The sequence below is a fragment of the Georgenia sp. Z2081 genome, from assembly GCF_055326445.1.
Genome location: NZ_JBUZNK010000009.1, coordinates 102,928 through 124,783, shown reverse-complemented (window position 1 = coordinate 124,783; position 21,856 = coordinate 102,928). Strand labels below are relative to the sequence as shown.

The following is a 21,856-nucleotide window of genomic DNA, read 5'->3' as shown; positions in this document are numbered from 1 at the left end:
GGAGCAGACGCACACCGCCGGGCCACCCGACGCGGCCGCACCGCACGGGCGGGGGCGACCATCGGTGGAACAATCGGGCCCATGGCTCGTACCCCCTCGTTGTCCGGATTCCCCGAATGGCTGCCCGACGGACGTCTCGTCGAGAACCACGTCCTGGACACGCTGCGGCACACCTTCGAGCTGCACGGGTTCGCGCCGATCGAGACCCGTTCCGTCGAACCGGTCGAGCAGCTCCTGTCCAAGGGCGAGACCTCCAAGGAGATCTACCTCCTCAGCCGTCTCCAGGCCGACGACGACGCCGCCGGCGATCCCGCGTCCGGCACCGACCGGCGGCTCGGGCTGCACTTCGACCTCACGGTCCCGTTCGCGCGCTGGGTCGTCGAGCACGCCGGGGACCTGACGTTCCCGTTCCGCCGCTACCAGATCCAGAAGGTCTGGCGCGGGGAGCGCCCCCAGGACGGCCGGTTCCGCGAGTTCACCCAGGCCGACGTCGACGTCGTCGGCGACGGCGCGCTGGCCGAGCACCACGAGGCCGAGCTCGCCCTCGTCATGGCCGAGGCCCTCGCCGCCCTGCCGGTGCCGCGCGCCGTCGTCCGCGTCAACAACCGCAAGCTCTCCCAGGGCTTCTACTCCGGCATCGGGCTCACCGACGTCGAGGCCGTGCTGCGGTCGATCGACAAGCTCGACAAGATCGGTCCCGAGGCCGTGGCGGCGCTGCTGGCCGACGAGGCGGGTGCGAGCGAGCAGCAGGCCGAGCAGGCCCTGCGGCTCGCCGGGATCCGCGGCACCGCGTCCGAGGTCGAGGAGCAGGTCCGCGCCCTCGGCGTGCGCACGGACCTCCTCGACGAGGGGCTCGACTCCCTGCTCGCCGTGCTGTCGTCCGCCGAGCGCCGCCGCCCGGAGGCCGTCGTCGGGGACTTGTCGATCGCCCGGGGCCTCGACTACTACACGGGGACCGTCTACGAGACGACCCTGCTCGGCCACGAGGACCTCGGCTCGATCTGCTCCGGCGGACGGTACGACTCCCTCGCCACCGCCGGCTCCCGGACCTTCCCGGGGGCAGGACTGTCGATCGGCGTCTCCCGCCTGGTCGCCCGCATCCTCGGCGCCGACCTGGCGCGCGCGTCCCGTCCGGTGCCCAGCGCCGTGCTCGTCGCGGTCGCCGACGAGGACCACCGCGGCGCGTCCGACGACGTCGCCGCGGCACTGCGGGCCCGCGACATCCCCGTGGAGGTGGCCCCGAGCGCGGCGAAGTTCGGCAAGCAGATCCGCCACGCCGACCGGCGCTCGATCCCGTTCGTCTGGTTCGTCTCGGGCGACGGCCACGAGGTCAAGGACATCCGCTCCGGCGAGCAGGTCGCCGCCGACCCCGCCACCTGGGAGCCGCCGGCCGGTGACCGCCGGCCGACGGTCGCGCCCACCGTCGAGGACGGCCGGTGAGCCTGCCCGCAGGCACCGGCGCCGCGGCACGGCGCGTCCTCGCGGCACTCACCGAGCTGCGTGAGGTCCTCGGCGCCGTGCGGCTCCCGCTGGCCACACCGGTCGCCGCGGGCGCGCGCACCCAGGCGCAGCGGGTCACGCAGCAGCTCGACGACTACGTGCTCGCGCGGTACTCCCGGATCGACGCGCCGCTTCTCGCCGTCGTGGGCGGTTCGACCGGTGCCGGCAAGTCGACCCTGGTCAACGCCCTCCTCGGCGCACCGGTGACCAGCGCGTCCGCCATCCGCCCGACCACGCGCCGGCCGCTGCTCGTCCACCACCTTCTCGACGAGGAGTGGTTCGCGGGCGACCGGGTGCTGCCCGGGCTCGCCCGCGTGCACGTCTCCGGCGACGCCGCGCCGACGCCCGCCGGCGAGGGCACCCACGGCGAGCTCGAGCTGCGCGTCTCGGACCGGGTGCCGCCGGGCCTGGCGGTCCTCGACGCACCGGACATCGACTCGGTGGTCGAGGACAACCGCCGCCTCGCCGGCGAGCTCCTCGCCGCGGCGGACCTGTGGGTGTTCGTCACGACCGCCGCCCGATACGCGGACGCCGTGCCGTGGGAGCTCCTCGCCGAGGCCGCCGCCCGACGCATCGTCGTCGCCGTCGTCCTCAACCGCGTGCCGCAGGGGGTGTCGGGGGAGGTCCGCCACGACCTCTCCGCGCGGCTCGCCGCCGCGGGCCTCGGCCGGGCGCCCCTGTTCACCGTCGCCGAGGTGCCGATCCCGGACGGCGGGCTCCTGCCGGACATGGACGTCGCACCGCTGCGCGCCTGGCTCGGCGGCATCGCCACCGACTCCGCCTCGCGCGCCGCGGTCGCCCGGGCCACGCTCGGCGGCGCCGTCGACGACCTCGTCCGGCGCACCGCCACGGTCGGCGAGGGCGCGCGGGAGCAGTCCGTCGTCGTCGACCGCCTGCGTGAGGACGTCGAGACCGCGTACGACGCGGCGGAGGAGCGGGCGATCGCGGCCGCCGGCGACGGCTCGATGCTGCGCGGCGAGGTGCTCGCCCGGTGGCAGGAGCTCATCGGGACCGGGGAGCTCATGCGCGCCCTGGAGTCCCGGGTCGGCCGCATCCGCGACCGCATCGTCTCCGCACTCACCGGCAAGGGGTCTCCGGTCGAGCCCGTCACCGAGGCGATCGAGACCGGGATGCTCGCCGTCCTCGTCGAGGAGGTCCGTCGCGCGTCCGCCGAGGCCGAGCGGGCCTGGCTGCGCGAGCCGGCCGCCCGTGAGCTCGTGCGCGCCGCCGTCGCCCACCGGCCGGACGACGAGGCGATCCGTGCCCGCGCCGCCGACGAGGTGCGCGCCTGGCAGTCCGCCCTGCTCGACCTCGTGCGTGAGGAGGGCGCCGACCGCCGGCAGACCGCCCGCGCGCTGTCCTTCGGCGTCAACATCCTCGGCGCCGCCCTCATGGTCGCGGTCTTCGCGTCGACGGCGTTCATCCCGACCGGCGCCGAGGTGGCCGTCGGCGGCGGCACGGTGGTCGTCGCACAGAAGATCCTCGAGGCCGTCTTCGGCGACGACGAGGTCCGGCGCATGGCCGAGCGCGCCCGCGAGGACCTCGCGGGGCGCATCCGCGGCCTTCTCGCCGAAGGGGCGCGCCACTTCACGGACCAGCTGGACGCACTCGGTGTCGACGAGGCCCTGGCGGACCGGATCGACTCCGCCGCCCGGGCGGTCGCCGACGCGCGCCGCGCGGAGAACGCCCGATGAGCGCGAGGCGCCGCGGCAGGCGCGCACGGGACACCGGGGACCTGGCGACCGACCTGACGCACCTGCGCACCGCCGTCGAGGCCGCGCGCGGCCACCTGCCCGCCGACGTGCTCGACCGGGCCGACGTCGTGCTCACGCGCGCCGGCGAGCGCGGCAGCCTCGCCCCCGGCACCACGGTGGCGGCCCTGCTGGGCGCGACCGGCTCGGGGAAGTCCTCCCTGGTCAACGCCCTCGCCGGCGCGCCGGTGGCGCGCGTGGCCCCCACGCGTCCGACGACGCAGCGCCCGCACGCCGTCACCTTCGCGCCCGGGCCGGACGGGTCGGCCGCGACCGCCGAGCTGCTCGACTGGCTGGACGTCCCCGAGCGGACGCCCGCCGGCGGTCATGACGAGCGCACGGCCGGGCTCGTCGTGCTCGACCTGCCCGACATCGACTCCACCGCCGCCGCGCACCGGGAGTTGGCCACCCAGCTGGCCGAGCGCGTCGACGTCCTCGTCTGGGTGCTCGACCCGCAGAAGTACGCCGACGCCGTGGTGCACCGGGAGTTCCTCGCGCCCATGGCGCGGCACGCCGACGTCACGCTCGTCGTGCTCAACCACGCCGACACGCTCTCCGGCGGGGCCCGGGACGCCGTCGTCGACGACCTGCGGCGGCTGCTCGCCGACGACGGTCTGGGCGGCGTCCCGGTGCTGCTGACCTCCGCACGCACGGGCGAGGGCGTCGCCGAGCTCGCCGGTGCCGTCGCGGACCAGGCCGCGTCCCAGGTGGCCGCCCACGCCCGGCTGCGCGCCGACGCCGCGACCGTCGCCGAGGAGCTCGCAGTGGCGGCGGAGCTGGACGCCGCGGAGCCGGGCAGGTCGCCCGCGGCCGACGAGCGCCAGGTCGTGGCCGCGGCCTCCGACGCCGCCGGGGTCCCGGTGGTCACGCGCGCGGCCGCGGCCGCCTACCGTCGCCGGGCCGGTCGGCACGTCGGGTGGCCGCCCGTGCGGTGGGTCAGCCGCCTGCGGCCCGACCCGCTGCGCCGCCTGCACCTGGGGGAGCGGGGCGGAGCGGGGCGCGTGACGTCCCTGCCGCCCGCGGGACCGGCACAGGTCGCCTCGCTGACGACGGCCGTGCGCCGCCACGTCGAGGCCCGGGCCGGGGGCATGCCCGACGCGTGGCGTGCTGACGTCGGCGCGGACGTCGAGGGCCGGGTCCCGGGACTGCTCGAGCAGGTCGATCCCGAGATCGGTGCCGTGGACCTCGGCCAGGGCAGGCGCCCGGCGTGGTGGCGCGTGCTCGGCCTGATCCAGTGGGTGCTGATCGGGGCCGCGGTGGCCGGAGGGGTGTGGCTCGGGGCTCTCGCCGTCATGGGCTACCTGCAGATGCCGGCACCGGACACGCCCGACTGGCGCGGCTGGCCGGTGCCGACCCTGCTGCTCCTCGGCGGCGTGCTCGCCGGGCTGCTCGTGTGGGTGCTCGGCTCGTGGCTCGCGCGCATCGGCGCGCGGCGCCGCGCGGGAGCGGTGCGCAGGCGACTACGGAGCGTGATCGCCGAGCGCGTGCGCGCGGACGTCACGGAGCCGCTCGACGCGCACCTCGCGAGGTTCGAGGAGTTCAGCTCGGCCGTGCGCGCGCTGCGCTGACCGGCCGCCGGCGTCGAGGTCGTGCCGCGTGCGCCGAGGTCGTGCCTCGCAGGCACGATCTCGGCGGGTACCGCACGACCTCGCCGGCGGACCCGGTCGATGCGGGGGCGAGCGACCGGCCGACGGTCAGTACCGCGCCTGGCGGGGCCGCGACGGCGAGGTGGAGCGCCGGTCGTCGCGCCCGGGGCGGCGGTCCGAGCCCCTGCCGGCGGGCCGATGCCCGCCCTTCGGGCCGGAGTCCTCACGCAGGTTGAGGCGGCGGCCCCCGACGACGGCGCGGGCGAGCTTCTCGCGCGAGCGGGAGTCCAGGTCGGCGCTCACCTCGACGAGGCTGAAGCTGGGGAAGATGTCGATCTTGCCGATGTCGCCGCCGCGCAGCGAGGACTCCCCGGTCAGCGCGCCGACGATCGCGGCCGGCCGGACGCCGTCGCGGTGCCCGACGTCGACCCGGTAGGTCGTCCCGTCGCCGGCGCCGCGCGGGCGCCGGGCCACCCGGCCCTTCGGCTCGCGGCCGTCCTCGAAGCGGGCGCTGAGGAACTCGCCCTGCTCGTCGACGTTCTCCTCGCGTCGCGTGCGGCCGCGTCGGTCGCCCGCGCCGGACGACCCGGGACGGTCGTCCTTCCAGCTCTTGTCCCGCTGCTTGCGCGCGGGCAGGGCGAGCTGGTCGGGCTCGGACTCCGAGCGCGGGCGCGGCCCGGAGTCGCCGACGGCCAGCGCGAGCAGGGTGGCGGCGACCTCGGCCGGGTCGGCCGGGGCGCTGACGCCCATGGCCTCGGTGAGGAGCGTGCGGTACATCTCGAGGCGGCCCGCGTCGTGCCGCTCGGAGGTCTTGAGGAGGATCGTGCGCGCCTTGTGGGCGGAGACGTCCGCGGGCGTGGGGATGACGGCCTCGGTGAGAGTGGCGTTCGTGGCCCGCTCGATCTGGCCGAGGCGGCCGCGCTCGCGCGGCGTGAGGAACGTCAGGGCGCGGCCCGTGCGCCCGGCCCGGCCGGTGCGGCCGATGCGGTGGACGTAGGAGTCGGTCTCCCGGGGCACGTCGTAGTTGACGACGAGGCCGACGCGCTCGACGTCGAGCCCGCGGGCGGCGACGTCGGTGGCGACGAGGACGTCGAGCGTGCCCTCGCGGAGCCGCTCGACGATGCGCTCGCGCTCCTTCTGCGGGACGTCGCCGGACAGGGCGGCCGCCTGGACGCCGCGGCCCTGGAGCTCGATCGCGACCTCCTCGACCTGCGCCTTGGTGCGGACGAAGACGATGGCGGCATCGGCGTCGGAGACGGCCAGGATGCGGGCGAGCGCTCCGGTCTTGTGCCGGAACGGCACGACGGCGTAGGTCTGCTCGATGTTCGCCACCGTGCTCGCCGGCGGGGTGACCGAGACGTGCGCCGGGTCGGTCATGTGCGTGGCGGCGACGCGTCGGATCGCGGTCGGCATCGTGGCCGAGAACAGGGCGGTGCGCCGGTCGGTCGGCACGTGCGACGCGATCGACTCGACCTCCTCGGCGAAGCCCATCCGCAGCATCTCGTCGGCCTCGTCGAGCACGAGGAAGCGCACATGCGTGAGGTCCAGCGAGCCGCGCTCGATGTGGTCGATGACGCGGCCGGGCGTGCCGACGACGACCTGCGCGCCGTCCTTGAGCCCGCGCAGCTGCGGCGTGTACGACGAACCGCCGTAGATCGGCAGCACCTGCAGCCCCGGCATGCGGTGCGCGAAGTCGGCGATCGCGTCGCCCACCTGGACGGCGAGCTCGCGGGTCGGGGCCAGCACGATGGCCTGGACCTTGCGCAGACCCGGGTCGACGGCGGCGAGCAGGGGCAGACCGAACGCGGCCGTCTTGCCGGTGCCGGTCTGGGCGACCCCGACGACGTCCCGACCGCTCATGAGCACGGGGATCGTGCGGGCCTGCACGTCGGTCGGTGCGACGAACCCCAGGTCCTCGACGGCGCGGAGCAGGTCGGTCGGCAGGCCGAGCGTGGCGAAGGTGGCGGGGCGCTCCTCGCGCTCTGCCGGTGCCTCGGCGGCGGGTGCGTCGGTCTCCTGCGCGGCGGACGCCTTGACGCTCGAGGTCTCCTCGACCTGCGGCGCCTGGTCGGCGCCGTTCTGGGGCGAGGCGTGCTCGGTGTCGGGGACGGTGGCGCCCTCGGTGTCGTGGGCAGGGTCTGCGGCGTGATCGGGCAAGAATTCTCCTCGGGGTGCGGCGAGCGGGGCGCCCAGGACGGGGCGCGTGCCGCACAGTGCCCGGAAGTCGTCCGCGCCTTGTGCGTCGGAGAGAAGAGTGGGGCGTGCACGGCCATGGATGGCGCGCTCGACCCCAGACGTTACCGGGCGGGCGCCGTTGGCGGGTGGTCGAGCCCCGGTGAGAACCGGCACAACGACGCCGTTGTGCCCGGTCAGGCGGGCGAGGTCCCCGGCGTCGCTCGGCCGCCGAGGGCGCCCCCGGTCGCTCCGGTGGCCCGGGGCCTCCCGGTCAGCCGGGCGAGGTCGCCAGCGTCGACCGGTCGCCCTGCGAGCGGTAGGACGCGGTGGCCGACAGCAGTGCGAGCGCGAGGCCGATGCCGAGCGCAGCGACGTAGGGGACCTGTCCCAGGGCGCCGGGCGGGGCGACGGCCACGGCGACCCCGGTGAGCGCGACGAGGACCGCGGGCCCGAGGGCGTCGGCGATCTGGAGGTGCGCGCTGACCTCGCCCTGGCGCGCCCGCGGGGTCCAGCCGAGCGCGAGCACCGAGGAGGAGGACATGGCGAGCCCGATGCCGCCGCCGGCGACGACCCAGGAGACGATCGTCAGCCAGGCGGGCACGTCCGGCCACGAGGTGGGGATCGCGACGGCGATGCCGGCCGCCAGCATCGACGACCCGATCCACGGCAGCCGCGCGCGCGTCGCCTCGGTCCGCACGCGCGCCGCGACCACGGAGGCCGCGCCCCACGACAGGGAGCCGACGGTCAGCACGCTGCCGGCCGACATGGCGCCCCAGCCGTGCTGCTCCTGCAGGAGCAGCACGAGGTAGACCTGGGTCGCGACGTAGGCGCCGTTGAGCAGCGCCCGGCCCGTGACGAGCGCGGGCACGCGCGCTCGGAGCCGGAGCGCGCCGCCGGGCAGGAGGCGGGGGAGGCAGGCGAGCAGCACGAGCGTGCCGAGCCCGAGGAGGACCCAGTCGGACGCCGTGAGCCCGACGCCCTCGCCGGGGGCCGAGCCCGCCGACTGCAGCAGCGCGGCCCCGATCCCGGCCCCGACGGCGACGAGGATCGCGGCGCCGCCCCGGTCGCCCGGCGCGGAGCGCCGCTGCTTGCCGGGGGCCGAGCCCCGCTGCTCGCCCGGCGTGGAGGCCGGGCGGGCCCTCGGCGCGTCCGACCCGTTCGGCGTAGCGGCGCGCGCAGCCGCCTCGTCGCGGCGGAGGCGGGCGAAGACGGCGAGGACGAGGAACATCGCCGGCACCGCGACGGCCGCGATGCCGAGGAACACCCACCGCCAGGACACGTGGTCCGCGAGGAACCCGGCCAGCAGCGGCCCGACCAGCGAGGGCACGACCCACGCCGCGGAGAAGGCCGCGAAGAAGCCCGGGCGCCGCCGGGCGGGGACGACGGTCCCCACGAGCACGTACAGCGGGACGATGACGAGCGCGCCGCCCACGCCCTGGACCGCCCGGCCGAGCACGAGCAGCCACATGTCCGGGGCGAGGCCCGCGAGCGCGAGGCCGGTGATGAAGGTGACGATGCCGGTGACCAGGGCGGTCCGGGTCCCGCCCGCGTCGCACCACCTGCCGGCGGCCGTCGTCGTGGCGACCTGGGTGGCGAGCGTGATGCCGTAGGCGAGCGCGTAGAGCTGTCCGCCGTCGAGCGCCCGGGAGACCGTCGGCATGGCCGTCGCCACGGCGAGGGCCTCGAAGGCGACGAAGGTGATGAGCGCGATCGAGACGACGAGGAGGAGCCGGATCGTCCTCACGTCGGTGTGTTCCGCGAGATCGTCGCCCGCCTCAGCACTCACTCGCGCATCGTCGCCCCGCGGGGGGCGGCCGGACAACTCACCGGTGCGTGAGACGTACCATCGGGGGCGGCCCCCGCCCGTCTCGCGGGGTGCACCCCGACGGAAGGACCCCTCGTGCTCCGCACGCGCCCCGCAGGAACTCTCACCGCCGCCGACGCCGGCACGACCGTCACGCTCGCCGGCTGGGTCGATCGACGCCGCGACCACGGCGGCGTCGCGTTCCTCGACCTGCGGGACTCCTCGGGCATCGCCCAGGTCGTCGTCCGTGACGAGGACGTCGCCCACGAGCTGCGCAGCGAGTTCGTCGTCCAGGTCACCGGCGAGGTCTCCGTGCGCCCCGAGGGCAACGCCAACCCCGAGCTCGCGACCGGCGAGATCGAGGTCATCGCCACGGAGCTCACCGTGCTCAACAGCTCGGCGCCGCTGCCGTTCCAGGTCTCGGACCACGCGGGCGACTCGGGCGCCGTCGGCGAGGAGGCACGCCTCCGCCACCGCTACCTCGACCTGCGCCGCACCGGCCCGGCCGCCGGCATCCGCCTGCGCTCGAAGGTCAACCAGGCCGCGCGGCGCGTGCTCGACGCGCAGGACTTCGTCGAGATCGAGACCCCCACGCTCACCCGGTCCACCCCGGAGGGGGCCCGCGACTTCATCGTGCCCGCCCGCCTGGCGCCGGGCTCCTGGTACGCGCTGCCGCAGTCGCCGCAGCTGTTCAAACAGCTGCTCATGGTCGGCGGGATGGAGCGGTACTACCAGATCGCCCGCTGCTACCGGGACGAGGACTTCCGGGCCGATAGGCAGCCGGAGTTCACCCAGCTCGACGTCGAGATGAGCTTCGTCGACCAGGACGACGTCATCGGCGTCGCCGAGGAGATCCTCGCCGAGCTGTGGGCGCTCATCGACGTGGCGATCCCGCGCCCGATCGCGCGGATGACCTACGCCGAGGCGATGCGGCGGTTCGGCTCGGACAAGCCGGACCTGCGGTTCGGCGTCGAGATCACCGAGCTGAAGGAGTTCTTCGCCGACACCCCGTTCCGCGTGTTCCAGTCCCCCTACGTGGGCGCCGTCGTCATGCCCGGCGGGGCGAGCCAGCCGCGCCGCACGTTCGACGCCTGGCAGGACTGGGCCAAGCAGCGCGGCGCGAAGGGCCTCGCCTACGTGACGATCGCCGAGGACGGCACCCTGGGCGGACCGGTCGCCAAGAACATCTCCGAGGCGGAGCGGGCCGGGCTCGCGGCCGCGGTCGGCGCCGAGCCGGGGGACTGCGTCTTCTTCGCCGCCGGCGAGCAGACGCCCTCGCGCGCCCTGCTCGGTGCGGCGCGGCAGGAGATCGCGGCGCGCACCGGCCTGATCGACTCCGGCGCGTGGGCGTTCGTGTGGGTCGTCGACGCGCCGCTGTTCAAGCCGGTCGCCGAGGCCCTGGACGAGGGCGACGTCGCCGTCGGCGGCGGACGCTGGACGGCCGTGCACCACGCCTTTACGTCCCCGACCCCGGAGTGGATCGACCGCTTCGAGGAGGACCCGGGCGAGGCGCTGGCCTACGCGTACGACATCGTCTGCAACGGCAACGAGATCGGCGGCGGCTCGATCCGTATCCACCGCCGCGACGTCCAGCAGCGCGTGTTCGACGTCATGGGCATCGGTGAGGACGAGGCGCAGGAGAAGTTCGGCTTCCTCCTGGACGCCTTCCAGTTCGGCGCGCCCCCGCACGGCGGCATCGCGTTCGGTTGGGACCGGATCGTCGCGCTCCTGCACGGGGTGGACTCGATCCGCGAGGTCATCGCCTTCCCCAAGACCGGCGGCGGCTACGACCCGCTGACCGGCGCGCCCGCACCCATCACGGACGACCAGCGCGCCGAGGCCGGCGTCGACGCCGAGCCCGAGGACGAGGAGCAGGACCAGGCCGGGGCGGGCAGCAGCGAGCCGACGGGCGGTACCGGCGCGCCGTCCGCACGAGCGTGACCGACGCGCACGAGGGCTTCCTCGACGGCGACCTGTTCTACCGGGCGCAGGCCGCGCGGATCGGCGCCTCGCCGCTGGCCCAGACGGCCACGGCGGGCGTCGGCGTGGGACCCGACCCGAACGGCGGGGGCCGGCGCGTGCTCGCCTCCGGCGACGTCGATCAGATCGTCGACCTGCTCATCGCCCACCCGGTCGCCGACCTGGCCTCCGCCCAGGCGCCGCTCGGGACGCTGGCCGAGCTGCGGCGTCGGGCCGAGGCGGAGGCGGACGCCCGGACGGCCCTCGCGCCGTGGCTCGCCATGACCACGGGACGGGCCTGGGACCTGCTCGCGATCCACGAGGCGCCCGAGACGAGGCCCGGTGAGGAGGCGGTGCTCCGCCTCGAGCAGGTCGAGGCGGACCGCGTCGTTCGCGACGTCCTCGCCGAGGCATACCCGGACACGTGGGCGCTCCGGCACCTCGAGGAGCACACGTGGACCGGCTACGTGCGCGACGGCGAGTGGCTGGCCGTCATGGCGTCCCGGCGCGCGCCCGTCCAGGGCGGAGGAGAGGTCGCCGTGCTCTCGGGCCTGGGCACGCGCCCGGCCCACCGGGGCCAGGGCGTCGGCTCGGCGCTCACGTGCGCGATCACGAGGCGCGAGCTCGCCGCAGGCGCGCGCGTCGTCCAGCTCGGTACGTGGGCCGACGTCGTCGGGCCCAGGCGCCTGTACGAGTCGCTCGGCTTCCGGCTCGTCCAGCAGGTGGAGAACATCGCGCCGGCCGACCCCGCCTGACCGATCGTTCAGGCCGTGCCGAGGGCCTGGCTCGGGAACGGGGCGACGGCACGCGCCCGCGGGCGCGCGACGCGCCCCGACGACCGGTGGCAGGATGAGGCGATGGTGCGCCACCTCGACATCCACCCCACGGACCCGCAGCCGCGGAAGATCGCCCAGGCCGTCGACGTCCTGCGTCAGGGCGGTCTGGTCGCCTATCCCACGGACTCGGGGTACGCGCTCGGCGCGACGCCGGGCAACAAGGACGCGATCGAGCGGATCACGCAGCTCCGGCGCCTGGACAAGAAGCACCACTTCACGCTCGTGTGCCACGACTTCGCCCAGCTCGGTTCGGTCGTCATCGTCGACAACTCCGACTTCCGGCTCATCAAGTCGCTCACGCCCGGGCCGTACACCTTCATCCTCACGGCCACGAAGGAGGTGCCGCGGATGATGGTCCACCCCAAGAAGCTCACCGTCGGCGTGCGCATCCCCGACCACCCCGTCTCCCTGGCGCTCGTGCGCGAGCTGGGGGAGCCGATCCTGTCCTCCACCCTGATCCTCCCGGACGCGGAGGAGCCCATGTCGGAGGGCTGGGTCGTGGCCGAGGAGATCGGCCACGCGCTCGACGCCGTCGTCGACTCCGACGTCACCTCGACCGAACCCACGAGCGTGCTCGACCTCAGCGAGGGGGACGTGCGCGTCGCGCGGGTGGGCGCCGGGGACGTCAGCCGGTTCGAGTGAGCAGGGACCGACGCACGGACCACCGAGCCCCGGCGGGCGTCACGAGTCCCGACGTGCGTCGTCGCTCTCGGCGGGTGCGCCGATCGCGCCGGCGATGCGCTGCTCGAAGGCGTCGGTGGCCGCGGTCGGCAGCACGACGAGTCCGCTGAGCTCGCGGGTGGCGCGCCGGTAGGCCGTCTGCCGCTCCGCATAGGTGGCCGAGGGGTCGTCGGCGAGCGAGAGGAACTTCTTGGCACGGACGAGCGCCTGCTGCTCGGTCACGGAGAACGCCGAGGCCTGACGCCGCCGCGCCTCCTGCTCGGCGACGTCGAACGCGGTCTCGTACCGGCGCACCGCGTCCCGGTACTCGGCGAGCAGCTCCGCGTCGACCGGCTCGTCGGCACCGGCGGCGCCGGGAGCACCGTCGGCATCGCCCGGCCGGAGGGCGTCGGCGTCCCGCTTGGCCCGGTGGAAGTCCACGGTCAGCGGTTCGCGCATGTCGGTCATCAGCGGGTGGTCGATGAGCTTGGCGATGTCGAGCTCGTAGTCGAGCCAGCGCTCGTCCACCGCCGCGTGCCGCGCGCGCGTGCGTTCGATCTCCCGCCGGGAGGCCTCGACCCGCTCCGCCTCTGCGTCCCGCGCGCCGTACTTGATCCGCGCGAGCTCGATCTTGTGCTTACGCCTGCGCTTGTCCCACTTGCTGACACCCGTGGCGACGCCACCGACCGCGCCGCCGATGACCCCGCCGAGGGGGAACACCAGCCACCAGTAGCCGGCGATGAAGTCGAAGAGGCCCACGACCGCACTCTAGGGTGCCGCACCTCGGCGCCCGATCGGTGACTCCGAACGCCCGCGCGGCCTGAGAATTGCCGCGCGAACGCCGTTGACCTGGCTTATCATCCTCCGCGTGCCACCCGCCATCCACGCCTCTGCCCTGCGCAAGACGTACGGCGACTTCGTCGCGGTCGACGGGATCGACCTCGAGGTGGCGCCCGGAGAGAGCTTCGGCCTGCTCGGCCCCAACGGCGCCGGCAAGTCGACGACGATGCGCATGATCGGCGGCACGCTGGACCGCTCCGGCGGGGAGCTGAGCGTGCTCGGCATGGACCCGGGCCGGCAGGGCCCCGAGGTCCGCGCCCACCTCGGCGTCATACCGCAGCAGGACAACCTCGACGAGGAGCTCCGGGTCAAGGAGAACCTCGTGATGTACGGCCGGTACTTCGGCATGTCGCGCCGCGAGCTTGCCGCCAAGGCCGACGAGCTGCTCGAGTTCGCCCAGCTCACCGAGAAGTCCCGGGCCAAGGTGCAGTCGCTCTCCGGCGGGATGAAGCGACGCCTGACGATCGCACGGGGGCTGGTCAACGACCCCAAGATCCTCCTGCTCGACGAGCCCACGACCGGCCTGGACCCGCAGGCGCGGCACATCCTGTGGGACCGGCTGTTCCGCCTCAAGGAGGGCGGGACCACGCTCGTCGTGACGACCCACTTCATGGACGAGGCCGAGCAGCTGTGCGACCGGCTCGTCGTCGTCGACCACGGCCGGATCATGGCCGAGGGCTCGCCGCGCGCGCTCATCCGCGAGTACTGCACGCGCGAGGTCGTCGAGCTGCGGTTCGGCTCCGCGCGCAACTCGTCCGTGGTGGCCGAGCTGGCGGATGTCGCCGAGCGCACCGAGGTGCTCCCCGACCGCGTGCTGCTCTACGCCGACGACGGCGAGGCCGTCGTCGAGGAGGTCGCCCGCCGGGGCCTGAGCCCGATCACCTCGCTCGTGCGCAGGTCCTCCCTGGAGGACGTGTTCCTCCGGCTCACCGGCAGGAGCCTCGTTGACTGACCACGAGGACGCCGCCCGGGCAGGAGCCGGGGCGGGGGCGACGACGGGGGTGTCGTCGTCGGGCGGTCCCGACGCGACGGTCGCCACCTCCGCCGGCGCCGACCCCCGCCACCTGGCGATGGCCGCCGCCGCGCGACGCTGGGGCTGGTGGTACCAGACCGAGGCCTGGCTGCGGAGCTTCCGCTACTACGCCTTCTCGGCGCTGATGTACGCCGTCGGGCAGCCGCTCGTCTACATGATCGCCATGGGTATCGGGCTGGGCACGCTCGTCGGCCAGGGCGCGGGCACCGTCGACGGCGTGGACTACCTGACGTTCGTCGCGCCCGCGATCCTCGTCTCGACCGCGGTGATGTCGGTGACCGGCGAGATGACCTACCCCGTGATGACCGGGTTCAAGTGGCAGCGGCTCTACCACGCGCCCGCCGCGACGGCGATGAGCCCCGGGCACATCGCGCACGGCCACTTCGTCGGCGTCATGCTCCGGTTCGCCGCCCAGTGCCTCGTCTTCTGGCTCATCATGCTCGCGTTCGGCGCCACGTCGTCGCCGGCCTCGGTGCTCCTCGTGCCGATCGGCGTGCTGGCCGCCGCGGCGTTCGGTGCACCGGTGCAGGCGTACGCGTCGACGCTCGAGGACGAGGGCTTCCAGTTCTCGGCGATCCAGCGCTTCGTCGTCATGCCGATGTTCCTCTTCGCGGGCACGTTCTTCCCGCTCACCGTGATGCCCGTGTACCTCCAGTGGATCGGTTGGCTCTCCCCGGTGTGGCACGGCAGCCAGCTGGCCCGGGTGGTCTCCTACGGCGCCGACGTCGCCCCGTGGCTCATCGCCGCGCACGTCGCGTTCCTCGTGGCGTGCACGGCCCTCGGGCTCGTGTGGTCCCGGCGGTCCTACACGCGCAGGCTCTCCTCATGAGCGCGCGGTCCATGATCCGCTCGCTGTGGGCGGGCAACACCGGGGCGGTCGTCGAGCGCGGGTTCACCGTGGTGCTCGCCCAGAACTGGATCATCCTCGTCTCCGGCTTCTTCGAGCCCGTGCTCTACCTGCTGGCGATGGGGATCGGCATGGGCGGCCTCGTCGGCGAGGTCGTCGGCCCCGGCGGGCAGGCGGTCGAGTACGCCGTCTACATCGCCCCGGCGCTGCTGGCCACCTCCGCGATGAACGGCGCCATCTACGACTCGACCTTCAACGTCTTCTTCAAGCTCCGCTTCGCCAAGCTGTACCAGGCGATGCTGCAGACGAGCCTCGGTCCCCTCGACGTGGCGCTCGGCGAGATCGTCATGGCCCTGTTCCGTGGGTTCCTCTACGCGTGCGGGTTCCTCGGCGTCATGGCCCTCATGGGCCTGGTGACCAGCTGGTGGGCGCTGCTCATGGTGCCCGCGGCCGTCCTCGTCGCCTTCGGTTTCGCCGCGATCGGCATGGGGATCACGAGCTTCATGACGAGCTTCCAGCAGATGGACGTCATCGGGTTCGTCATGCTCCCGATGTTCCTGCTCTCCGCCACGCTCTACCCGATCGACGTCTACCCCGAGGCCGTGCAGTGGCTCGTCCAGGCGCTTCCGCTGTGGCACGGCGTCGAGCTGATGCGCCACCTGGGCGTCGGACACGTCGACTGGGCCACGCTCGGGCACCTCGGCTACTTCGTGGCGATGGTGGGCGCGGGGCTGTGGCTGACGACCGTGCGGCTGCGCGCCCTGTTCCTGCGCTGAAGGCGCCGGCTCGTCCGGCACCGGCAGGGGGACGGTGGCGAGGTCGTGCCGGAGGTGGTGAGGTCGTGCCTGCGGAGCACGATCTCGCCATGTGCGGCACGACCTCGGCGCAGGTGGGGACCGGACCGGGCGGCCCCGCGGTCAGGGCTGCGGGTCCTCGGCGTCGTAGTCGAGGAACTTCCTCTGGAGGGCCACGACCGCGGCGAGGGCGAGGACGCACGCAACACCGGCGGCCACGAGCGCCCAGCCCTCGCCGGTGACCGTGGCGAGCGAGCCGAGGAGGAACTCGCCCAGGCGGGGCCCGCCGGCGACCACGACGATGAAGATGCCCTGGAGCCGGCCGCGCAGGTGGTCGGGGGTGGCGACCTGCAGGATCGTGGTCCGGAAGACCATGGCGATGGAGTCCGCCGAGCCGGACACCGCGAGCGCGACGCACACGAGCACCAGCGCCCACGGCGCGCCGAGATGCCCACCCAGGAGCACGGCCGCCCCGGCGAGCGCGACGGCCACCCCGTAGGAGCCCACCGCCGCCACCGTGCCCACACCCTGCCGGCGCACCCGTCCCACGGGACCGGAGAACGTCAGCGCGAGCAGCGCCCCCGCGGCGATGGCGGCCGAGAGCACGCCGGTCGTCCCCTCGGTGCCGCCGAGCCCGACGATCGCCACCGCCGGCAGGAGGGCGCGGGGATTCGCCAGCACCATGGCGCAGAAGTCCGTGAGGAACGTCATCCGGATGTTGGGTGCGGTGGCGAGGAAGCGCACGCCGTCGGCGACCGAGCGCAGCCCGGGCATGCGCGCCCGCACGCCCGCGACCGAGCCCTGCGGCGGCACGGGCGGCAGCGTCCACATCCCCCACATCGCCACCGTGTAGAGCAGGGCGTCGCCGAGGTAGGTCATCGTGTAGCCGACGTGCTCGACCATGAACCCGGCGAGCAGCGGGCCCACGAACATCGACCCGGACATGACGATGGCGTTGAGCGCGTTCGCCGCCGGCAGCTGGTGGGGCGGCAGCAGACGGGGATAGATCGCGGAGCGCGCGGGGGAGACGATCGCGAAGCCCGTCGAGTGCAGGACCACGAGCCCGTAGAGGACCCACGTCTCGGTATTGCCGAGCGCGGCCTGCGCCACGTTGAGCCCACCGGTCACCCACAGCAGGACACCGCCGGCGAGAGCGACCTTGCGCCGGTCGAACACGTCGACGACGGCGCCGCCGTACAGGCCGACGACGACAATGGGCACGAGCGCGAACAGCCCGACGAGCCCGACCGACATCGACGAGCCGGTCAGCGCGAACAGCTGCAGCGCGATCGCGGTCGTGGCGAGCTGGGCGCCGAGGGCGGACGCCAGCTGGCCGACCCACAGGTGCCGGTAGGGGACCGACTCGCGCAGCGGCGTGAGGTCGAGGAGGAGCCGCACCTCAGTGCTCGATCGAGAAGCGCTCGTAGAGCCGCCTCAGCGGGGCCGGCGCCCACCAGTTCCAGCGGCCGAGCAGCGTCATCGTGGCGGGCACGAGCAGCAGCCGCACGAGGGTCGCGTCGAGGAGGACGGTGAGCGCGAGCCCGAGCCCGACCTGCTGGATCGCGTCGATCTCCCCGAGGGCGAACCCGAGGAACACGGCGATGATGATCGCCGCCGCGGAGGTGATGATCCGCCCCGAGCGCTGCAGCCCCCGCTCGACGGCGAGGTCGTTGTCCCCAGTTGAGTCCCAGTACTCCTTGATGCGCGCCAGGAGGAAGACCTCGTAGTCCATCGCGAGCCCGAACCCGAAGGCGACGATGATCGCCACCACGTACGTCTCCAGGCCGGCGTGCGGCTCGGACAGGCCGATGAGGCTCGATCCCGTCTCGGACGTGAAGAGCCAGGTGGTCAGCCCGAGCGACGCGGCGATCGAGAGGACGTTGATGAGCAGGGCCTTGATCGGGATGAGCAGCGACCCGGTCATGAGGAACAGCAGGACGAACACGGCCAGGACGACGACGCCGGCCGTCAGCGGGAGCCCGTCGACCAGGGAGTCGGTGAAGTCAATCTGCGCTGCCGCCGTCCCGCCGGTGAAGGTCTCGAACCCCGGGTCGACGGCGCGGATCTCCTCCGTGGCGGCGACGCCCGTGGCGTCGCCCGGGTCGTCGGTGGCGAGCGTGATGGTGACGAGCGACCGGCCGTCGTCCAGGACGCTCGGCGTCCCGACGGACTCCACACCGTCGATCGCCTCGACCGCCTCGGCCCACGCGCCGAGCTCGTCGGGCGCGGCGTCGGCCACCGTGTAGGCGTCGGCGAACCCGAGCGCGGGATAGTCCTCGGCGAGCACCTGCAGCGCCTGCCCGGTGTCGGTGTCGGTCGGGACCATCTCGACCGACGACGAGCGCAGCGTCATGTTCGCCAGCGGGGAGACGGCCACGGCGAGGAGTGCGGTGACCCCGACGAGGATCGCCCAGGGATGGCGGTGGACGAACCGGGCGAGCCTGGAGAACGCGCCCTCGTCGGACCCGGTGTCCCCGAAGGCACGCACGAGGAGCCGGAGCCCCGGGACCTTCGCCAGCGCGGAGCCGCGCGCGAGGCGGTGGCCGGTCAGGACGAGGACCGCCGGGATGAGCGTGATTGCCGCGACGACGGCCAGGAGCACGACGGCGACCGCGCCGGCCGAGATCGTCGTGAGGATGTCGGGACGCATGAGGAGCAGGCCGGCCACGGAGATCGCCACGGTGACGGCGGAGTAGAACACCGTGCGTCCCGCGGTCTCGACGCATCTGCGCACGGCCGCCATCAGCCGCGGGTCGCGGCTCCCGGGCCGGAAGGGCCCCGCGTCGTCGGTCGTCTCGCGGATGCGGGCGACCTCCTCGCGGAAGCGCGAGACCACGAGCAGGCCGTAGTCGATGGACAGGCCGAGCCCCAGGACGGTGACCACGTTGAGGACGAAGGACTGGATCTCCATCCCGTAGGTGAGCGCGAGCAGCGCACCCATGCCGGCGACGATCGACGCGAGCGCACCGATCACGGGCAGCGTCGCGGCGAGGAAGCCGCCGAAGACGACCACCATGATGAGGAGGGCGACCGGCAGCCCGATCGCCTCGCCCCGGATGAGGTCCTCCTGGATCTGGGCGTTGATGGCGTCGACGACGAGCTGGGTCGAGGTGAGGTGGGCGTCCGCGTCCGGTCCGAGGGCGGACAGGTCGGCGGACTCCATGAGCTCCACGACCTCGGCGTGGGTGGCGTCGACGTCGGCGTCGTTGTCGATGGTCGCGATCACCGCGACGCCGTCGCCCTGGGCCGAGACGAACGGGCCGGCCTGCTCGTCGGCGGGACCGCCGGGGAAAGCCGCGGGGGAGACGGCGCGGGAGACGCCCGAGATCTGGTCGAGCTCGGCGGTGAGCGGTCCGAGCACCTGGGCGACGGCGGCCTGGGTCTCGGGGTCGGCCACGTCGATCCCGGTGACGACCATCGTCACGGTGTCGGCGTCGGTCGAGCTGTCCTCCATCGCGCGGGAGGCGATCGTGGACTCGGAGCCCTCGATGACCGGTTCGTCGCCGGCGGCCATCCGGTCGAAGAGCCCGTCGCCGCCGAACCCGGTCAGTGCCCACGTCCCGGCGCCGGCGACGACGAGCACCCAGGCCAGGACGACGAGCTTCGGGAACGAGGTGACCAGTCGGCCCAGTGCGCGGAACACGAGGCTCATGCTCGCACCGCGCGACCGGCCGCACGTACCTGATTGCCGTTGCGGCCACGAGGCGTGCGCCACCCCCGCACGCCCGATGACGGCGGTCCGGATGTGGGACGGGCTCCGTAGGCTGGGGCGGTGGACCTGTTCACCTCCGCCTCGACCACCGACGACGGCACGCCCGCCGCCTCGGCGGGCGCGCCGTTGGCCGTGCGCATGCGGCCGGCGAGCGCGGACGAGGTCCTCGGCCAGGACCATCTGCTCGCGCCGGGGCAGCCGCTGCGCCGCCTCCTCGAGCCGGCCGACGCGTCCGGCTCACGCCGCACGGCCCCGGCCTCCGTCGTCCTGTGGGGCCCGCCCGGCACGGGCAAGACGACGATCGCGTACCTCGTGGCGCGCGCCTCGGGCCGCAGGTTCGTCGAGCTGTCCGCCGTCACGGCCGGCATCAAGGACGTGCGCTCCGTCGTCGAGTCCGCCCGTCGGGACCTCGTCACCTCCGGGCGGGAGACGGTGCTGTTCGTCGACGAGGTGCACCGGTTCACCACCACCCAGCAGGACGCGCTGCTGCCGGCCGTGGAGAACCGCTGGGTCACGCTCGTGGCCGCCACCACCGAGAACCCGAGCTTCTCGGTCAACGCCCCGTTGTTGTCCCGCTCGCTCCTGCTCACCCTGCGCCCGCTGACGGCCGACGACGTGCGCAGCCTCGTGGCGCGCGCCCTTCACGACGAGCGCGGCCTGGGCGGGTCGCTCACGCTTCAGGACGACGCGGCCGACGTGCTCGTGCGGCTCGCCGGGCCGGACGCCCGCAAGGCGCTGACCATCCTCGAGGCCGCGGCCGCGGCCGCGGAGGACGCCGGCGACACCGCGGTGGCCACCGCCCACGTCGAGGCGGCGATCGACGTCGCGGCCGTCGTCTACGACCGCGACGGCGACCAGCACTACGACGTGATCTCCGCGTTCATCAAGTCCATGCGCGGCTCCGACGTCGACGCCGCCCTGCACTACCTGGCGCGCATGATCGCGGCGGGGGAGGACCCGCGATTCATCGCCCGCCGCCTCATCGTCCACGCGTCCGAGGACGTCGGCATGGCGGACCCCACCGCGCTGACGACCGCGGTCGCCGCCGCCCAGGCGGTCCAGCTCATCGGGATGCCCGAGGGACGGATCCCGCTCGCGCAGGCCACCATCCACATCGCGTCGGCCCCGAAGTCCAACGCCGCCTACCTCGGCATCGACGAGGCCCTGGCCGACGTCCGATCGGGCCGATCCGGCCAGGTGCCCCACCACCTGCGCGACGCGCACTACGCCGGCGCCGAGCGGGCCGGCCACGGGGTCGGCTACCGCTACCCGCACGACGACCCGCGCGGCGTCCTGGCGCAGGACCACCTGCCCGAGGAGATCGCGGACGCCACCTACTACCGGCCCACCACCCACGGGCACGAGCGGGAGATCACAGGGCGCCTCGGCGCGATCCGCTCGATCCTGCGCGGGAAGCGCTGATACCCTGCTGAGGTTGTCCTGCGCCACCGGCGCAGGCGCTCCTGGGGTCCTGGCCACCGCCGGCACCAGCCGGCCACCACGGTCGACCCCACACCGACGGCGCAGCGCCGTTCGGTCGTGACACGAGTAAGGAATCCGCATGGCCCCCAGCCGTACCCGCCGTCAGGTGCGCCTCTCGCGCGCCCTCGGCATCGCCCTGACCCCCAAGGCGCAGAAGTACTTCGACAAGCGCCCCTACGGCCCCGGCGAGCACGGCCGCGCCCGCCGCCGCCAGGACTCGGACTACTCCGTCCGGCTCAAGGAGAAGCAGCGCCTGCGCGCCCAGTACGGGCTCCGCGAGGCCCAGATGGTCCGGGTCTTCGAGGAGGCCCGCCGCGAGCCAGGCATGACCGGTGAGTCCCTCGTCGAGCTGCTCGAGATGCGTCTCGACGCCCTCGTCCTGCGCTCCGGCTTCGCGCGCACCACCGCGCAGGCCCGCCAGGCCGTCTCGCACCGCCACATCCTCGTCGACGGCAAGATCGTCGACCGCCCGTCGTTCCGCGTGCAGCCCGGCTCGGTCATCCAGGTCAAGCCCCGTTCGCAGACGACGACGCCGTTCCAGGTGGCCGCCGCCGGCGGGCACCGCGACGTGCTCCCGGAGCTGCCGCCCTACCTCGACGTCCAGCTCGAGAAGCTGCGCGCCGAGCTCAAGCGCCGCCCGGCCCGCCCCGAGGTCCCCGTGACCTGCGACGTCCAGCTCGTCGTCGAGTACTACTCGCGCTGATCCACCCCCGCGCTGCGCCCCGGTCACGAAGGTGATCGGGGCGCAGGCATCTCAACCGGGCTCCGGATCAGCCAGAACGCCGATTGGTAACGATCGCGTCTCGGCGCGATAGTCTGCCCCGAGCCGCCCGGCCCCGTCCGGTCTGCGGACGCCCCCCGAACCGCCGAAGAGGAC

General features: G+C 74.2%; 16 protein-coding genes. 11 read left to right on the top strand and 5 right to left on the bottom strand.

The window, feature by feature from the left end; translation table 11 throughout:
• Positions 1–81: 81 nt before the first annotated feature.
• From hisS to ACZLKG_RS12650, 3 genes are read left to right on the top strand one after another with little or no spacing between them, the layout of a single operon-like run.
• Positions 82–1,440 carry a histidine--tRNA ligase gene (hisS, locus tag ACZLKG_RS12660; RefSeq protein WP_425709525.1) on the top strand — a complete coding sequence of 453 codons (1,359 nt, stop codon included), beginning with the start codon at positions 82–84 and terminating at the stop codon, positions 1,438–1,440.
• Positions 1,437–3,194, top strand: coding sequence for a dynamin family protein (locus ACZLKG_RS12655; RefSeq protein WP_463648920.1), 1,758 nt, complete (start codon positions 1,437–1,439; stop codon positions 3,192–3,194). The genes hisS and ACZLKG_RS12655 overlap by 4 nt, the downstream gene beginning before the upstream one ends.
• Positions 3,191–4,819 (top strand): GTPase family protein, encoded by a 1,629-nt coding sequence (locus tag ACZLKG_RS12650; protein ID WP_463648919.1) that lies wholly within the window; start codon positions 3,191–3,193, stop codon positions 4,817–4,819. The genes ACZLKG_RS12655 and ACZLKG_RS12650 overlap by 4 nt, the downstream gene beginning before the upstream one ends.
• A gap of 126 nt (positions 4,820–4,945) precedes the next feature.
• Here the strand turns inward: ACZLKG_RS12650 and ACZLKG_RS12645 are convergent, their stop codons facing one another.
• A complete protein-coding gene (locus ACZLKG_RS12645; RefSeq protein WP_463648918.1) occupies positions 4,946–6,994 on the bottom strand; it encodes a DEAD/DEAH box helicase in 2,049 nt (682 codons plus the stop codon).
• Positions 6,995–7,283: 289 nt separating this feature from the next.
• Positions 7,284–8,756, bottom strand: coding sequence for an MFS transporter (locus tag ACZLKG_RS12640; RefSeq protein ID WP_463648917.1), 1,473 nt, complete (start codon positions 8,754–8,756; stop codon positions 7,284–7,286).
• Positions 8,757–8,912: 156 nt separating this feature from the next.
• On the opposite strand from ACZLKG_RS12640, the gene aspS reads away from it, so the two are divergent.
• The 3 genes from aspS to ACZLKG_RS12625 all read left to right on the top strand — a co-directional run bounded on the left by aspS (position 8,913) and on the right by ACZLKG_RS12625 (position 12,253).
• On the top strand, positions 8,913–10,757 hold the full coding sequence (gene aspS / locus ACZLKG_RS12635) for an aspartate--tRNA ligase (RefSeq protein ID WP_463648916.1): 1,845 nt from the start codon (positions 8,913–8,915) through the stop codon (positions 10,755–10,757).
• Positions 10,754–11,530 carry a GNAT family N-acetyltransferase gene (locus ACZLKG_RS12630; RefSeq protein ID WP_463648915.1) on the top strand — a complete coding sequence of 259 codons (777 nt, stop codon included), beginning with the start codon at positions 10,754–10,756 and terminating at the stop codon, positions 11,528–11,530. The genes aspS and ACZLKG_RS12630 overlap by 4 nt, the downstream gene beginning before the upstream one ends.
• Positions 11,531–11,632: 102 nt before the next feature.
• Positions 11,633–12,253 carry an L-threonylcarbamoyladenylate synthase gene (locus ACZLKG_RS12625; protein WP_425709518.1) on the top strand — a complete coding sequence of 207 codons (621 nt, stop codon included), beginning with the start codon at positions 11,633–11,635 and terminating at the stop codon, positions 12,251–12,253.
• A 39-nt stretch (positions 12,254–12,292) separates the two neighbouring features.
• Here the strand turns inward: ACZLKG_RS12625 and ACZLKG_RS12620 are convergent, their stop codons facing one another.
• Positions 12,293–13,030: a hypothetical protein gene (locus ACZLKG_RS12620; protein WP_425709517.1), complete on the bottom strand. Its 738-nt coding sequence runs from the start codon at positions 13,028–13,030 to the stop codon at positions 12,293–12,295.
• A 109-nt stretch (positions 13,031–13,139) separates the two neighbouring features.
• Between ACZLKG_RS12620 and ACZLKG_RS12615 the strand changes: the two genes are divergently transcribed.
• Genes ACZLKG_RS12615 through ACZLKG_RS12605 form a run of 3 tightly spaced genes read left to right on the top strand, consistent with a single transcriptional unit; the run spans position 13,140 to position 15,767 of the window.
• Positions 13,140–14,063 (top strand): ABC transporter ATP-binding protein, encoded by a 924-nt coding sequence (locus ACZLKG_RS12615; protein WP_463648914.1) that lies wholly within the window; start codon positions 13,140–13,142, stop codon positions 14,061–14,063.
• A complete protein-coding gene (locus ACZLKG_RS12610) occupies positions 14,056–14,973 on the top strand; it encodes an ABC transporter permease (protein WP_425709515.1) in 918 nt (305 codons plus the stop codon). The genes ACZLKG_RS12615 and ACZLKG_RS12610 overlap by 8 nt, the downstream gene beginning before the upstream one ends.
• Positions 14,970–15,767: an ABC transporter permease gene (locus ACZLKG_RS12605; protein WP_425709514.1), complete on the top strand. Its 798-nt coding sequence runs from the start codon at positions 14,970–14,972 to the stop codon at positions 15,765–15,767. Before ACZLKG_RS12610 ends, ACZLKG_RS12605 begins: the two co-directional genes overlap by 4 nt.
• A gap of 141 nt (positions 15,768–15,908) precedes the next feature.
• On the opposite strand, the gene ACZLKG_RS12600 is transcribed toward ACZLKG_RS12605, so the two are convergent.
• Positions 15,909–17,183 (bottom strand): MFS transporter, encoded by a 1,275-nt coding sequence (locus ACZLKG_RS12600; RefSeq protein WP_463648913.1) that lies wholly within the window; start codon positions 17,181–17,183, stop codon positions 15,909–15,911.
• 1 nt (position 17,184) lies between these two features.
• Positions 17,185–19,437, bottom strand: a complete 2,253-nt coding sequence (locus ACZLKG_RS12595; RefSeq protein WP_425709512.1) for an MMPL family transporter — start codon at positions 19,435–19,437, stop codon at positions 17,185–17,187.
• A 120-nt stretch (positions 19,438–19,557) separates the two neighbouring features.
• Between ACZLKG_RS12595 and ACZLKG_RS12590 the strand changes: the two genes are divergently transcribed.
• Positions 19,558–20,919, top strand: coding sequence for a replication-associated recombination protein A (locus tag ACZLKG_RS12590; RefSeq protein WP_425709511.1), 1,362 nt, complete (start codon positions 19,558–19,560; stop codon positions 20,917–20,919).
• 139 nt (positions 20,920–21,058) lie between these two features.
• On the top strand, positions 21,059–21,682 hold the full coding sequence (gene rpsD, locus ACZLKG_RS12585) for a 30S ribosomal protein S4 (protein ID WP_425709510.1): 624 nt from the start codon (positions 21,059–21,061) through the stop codon (positions 21,680–21,682).
• The last annotated feature ends 174 nt before the right edge of the window (positions 21,683–21,856 follow it).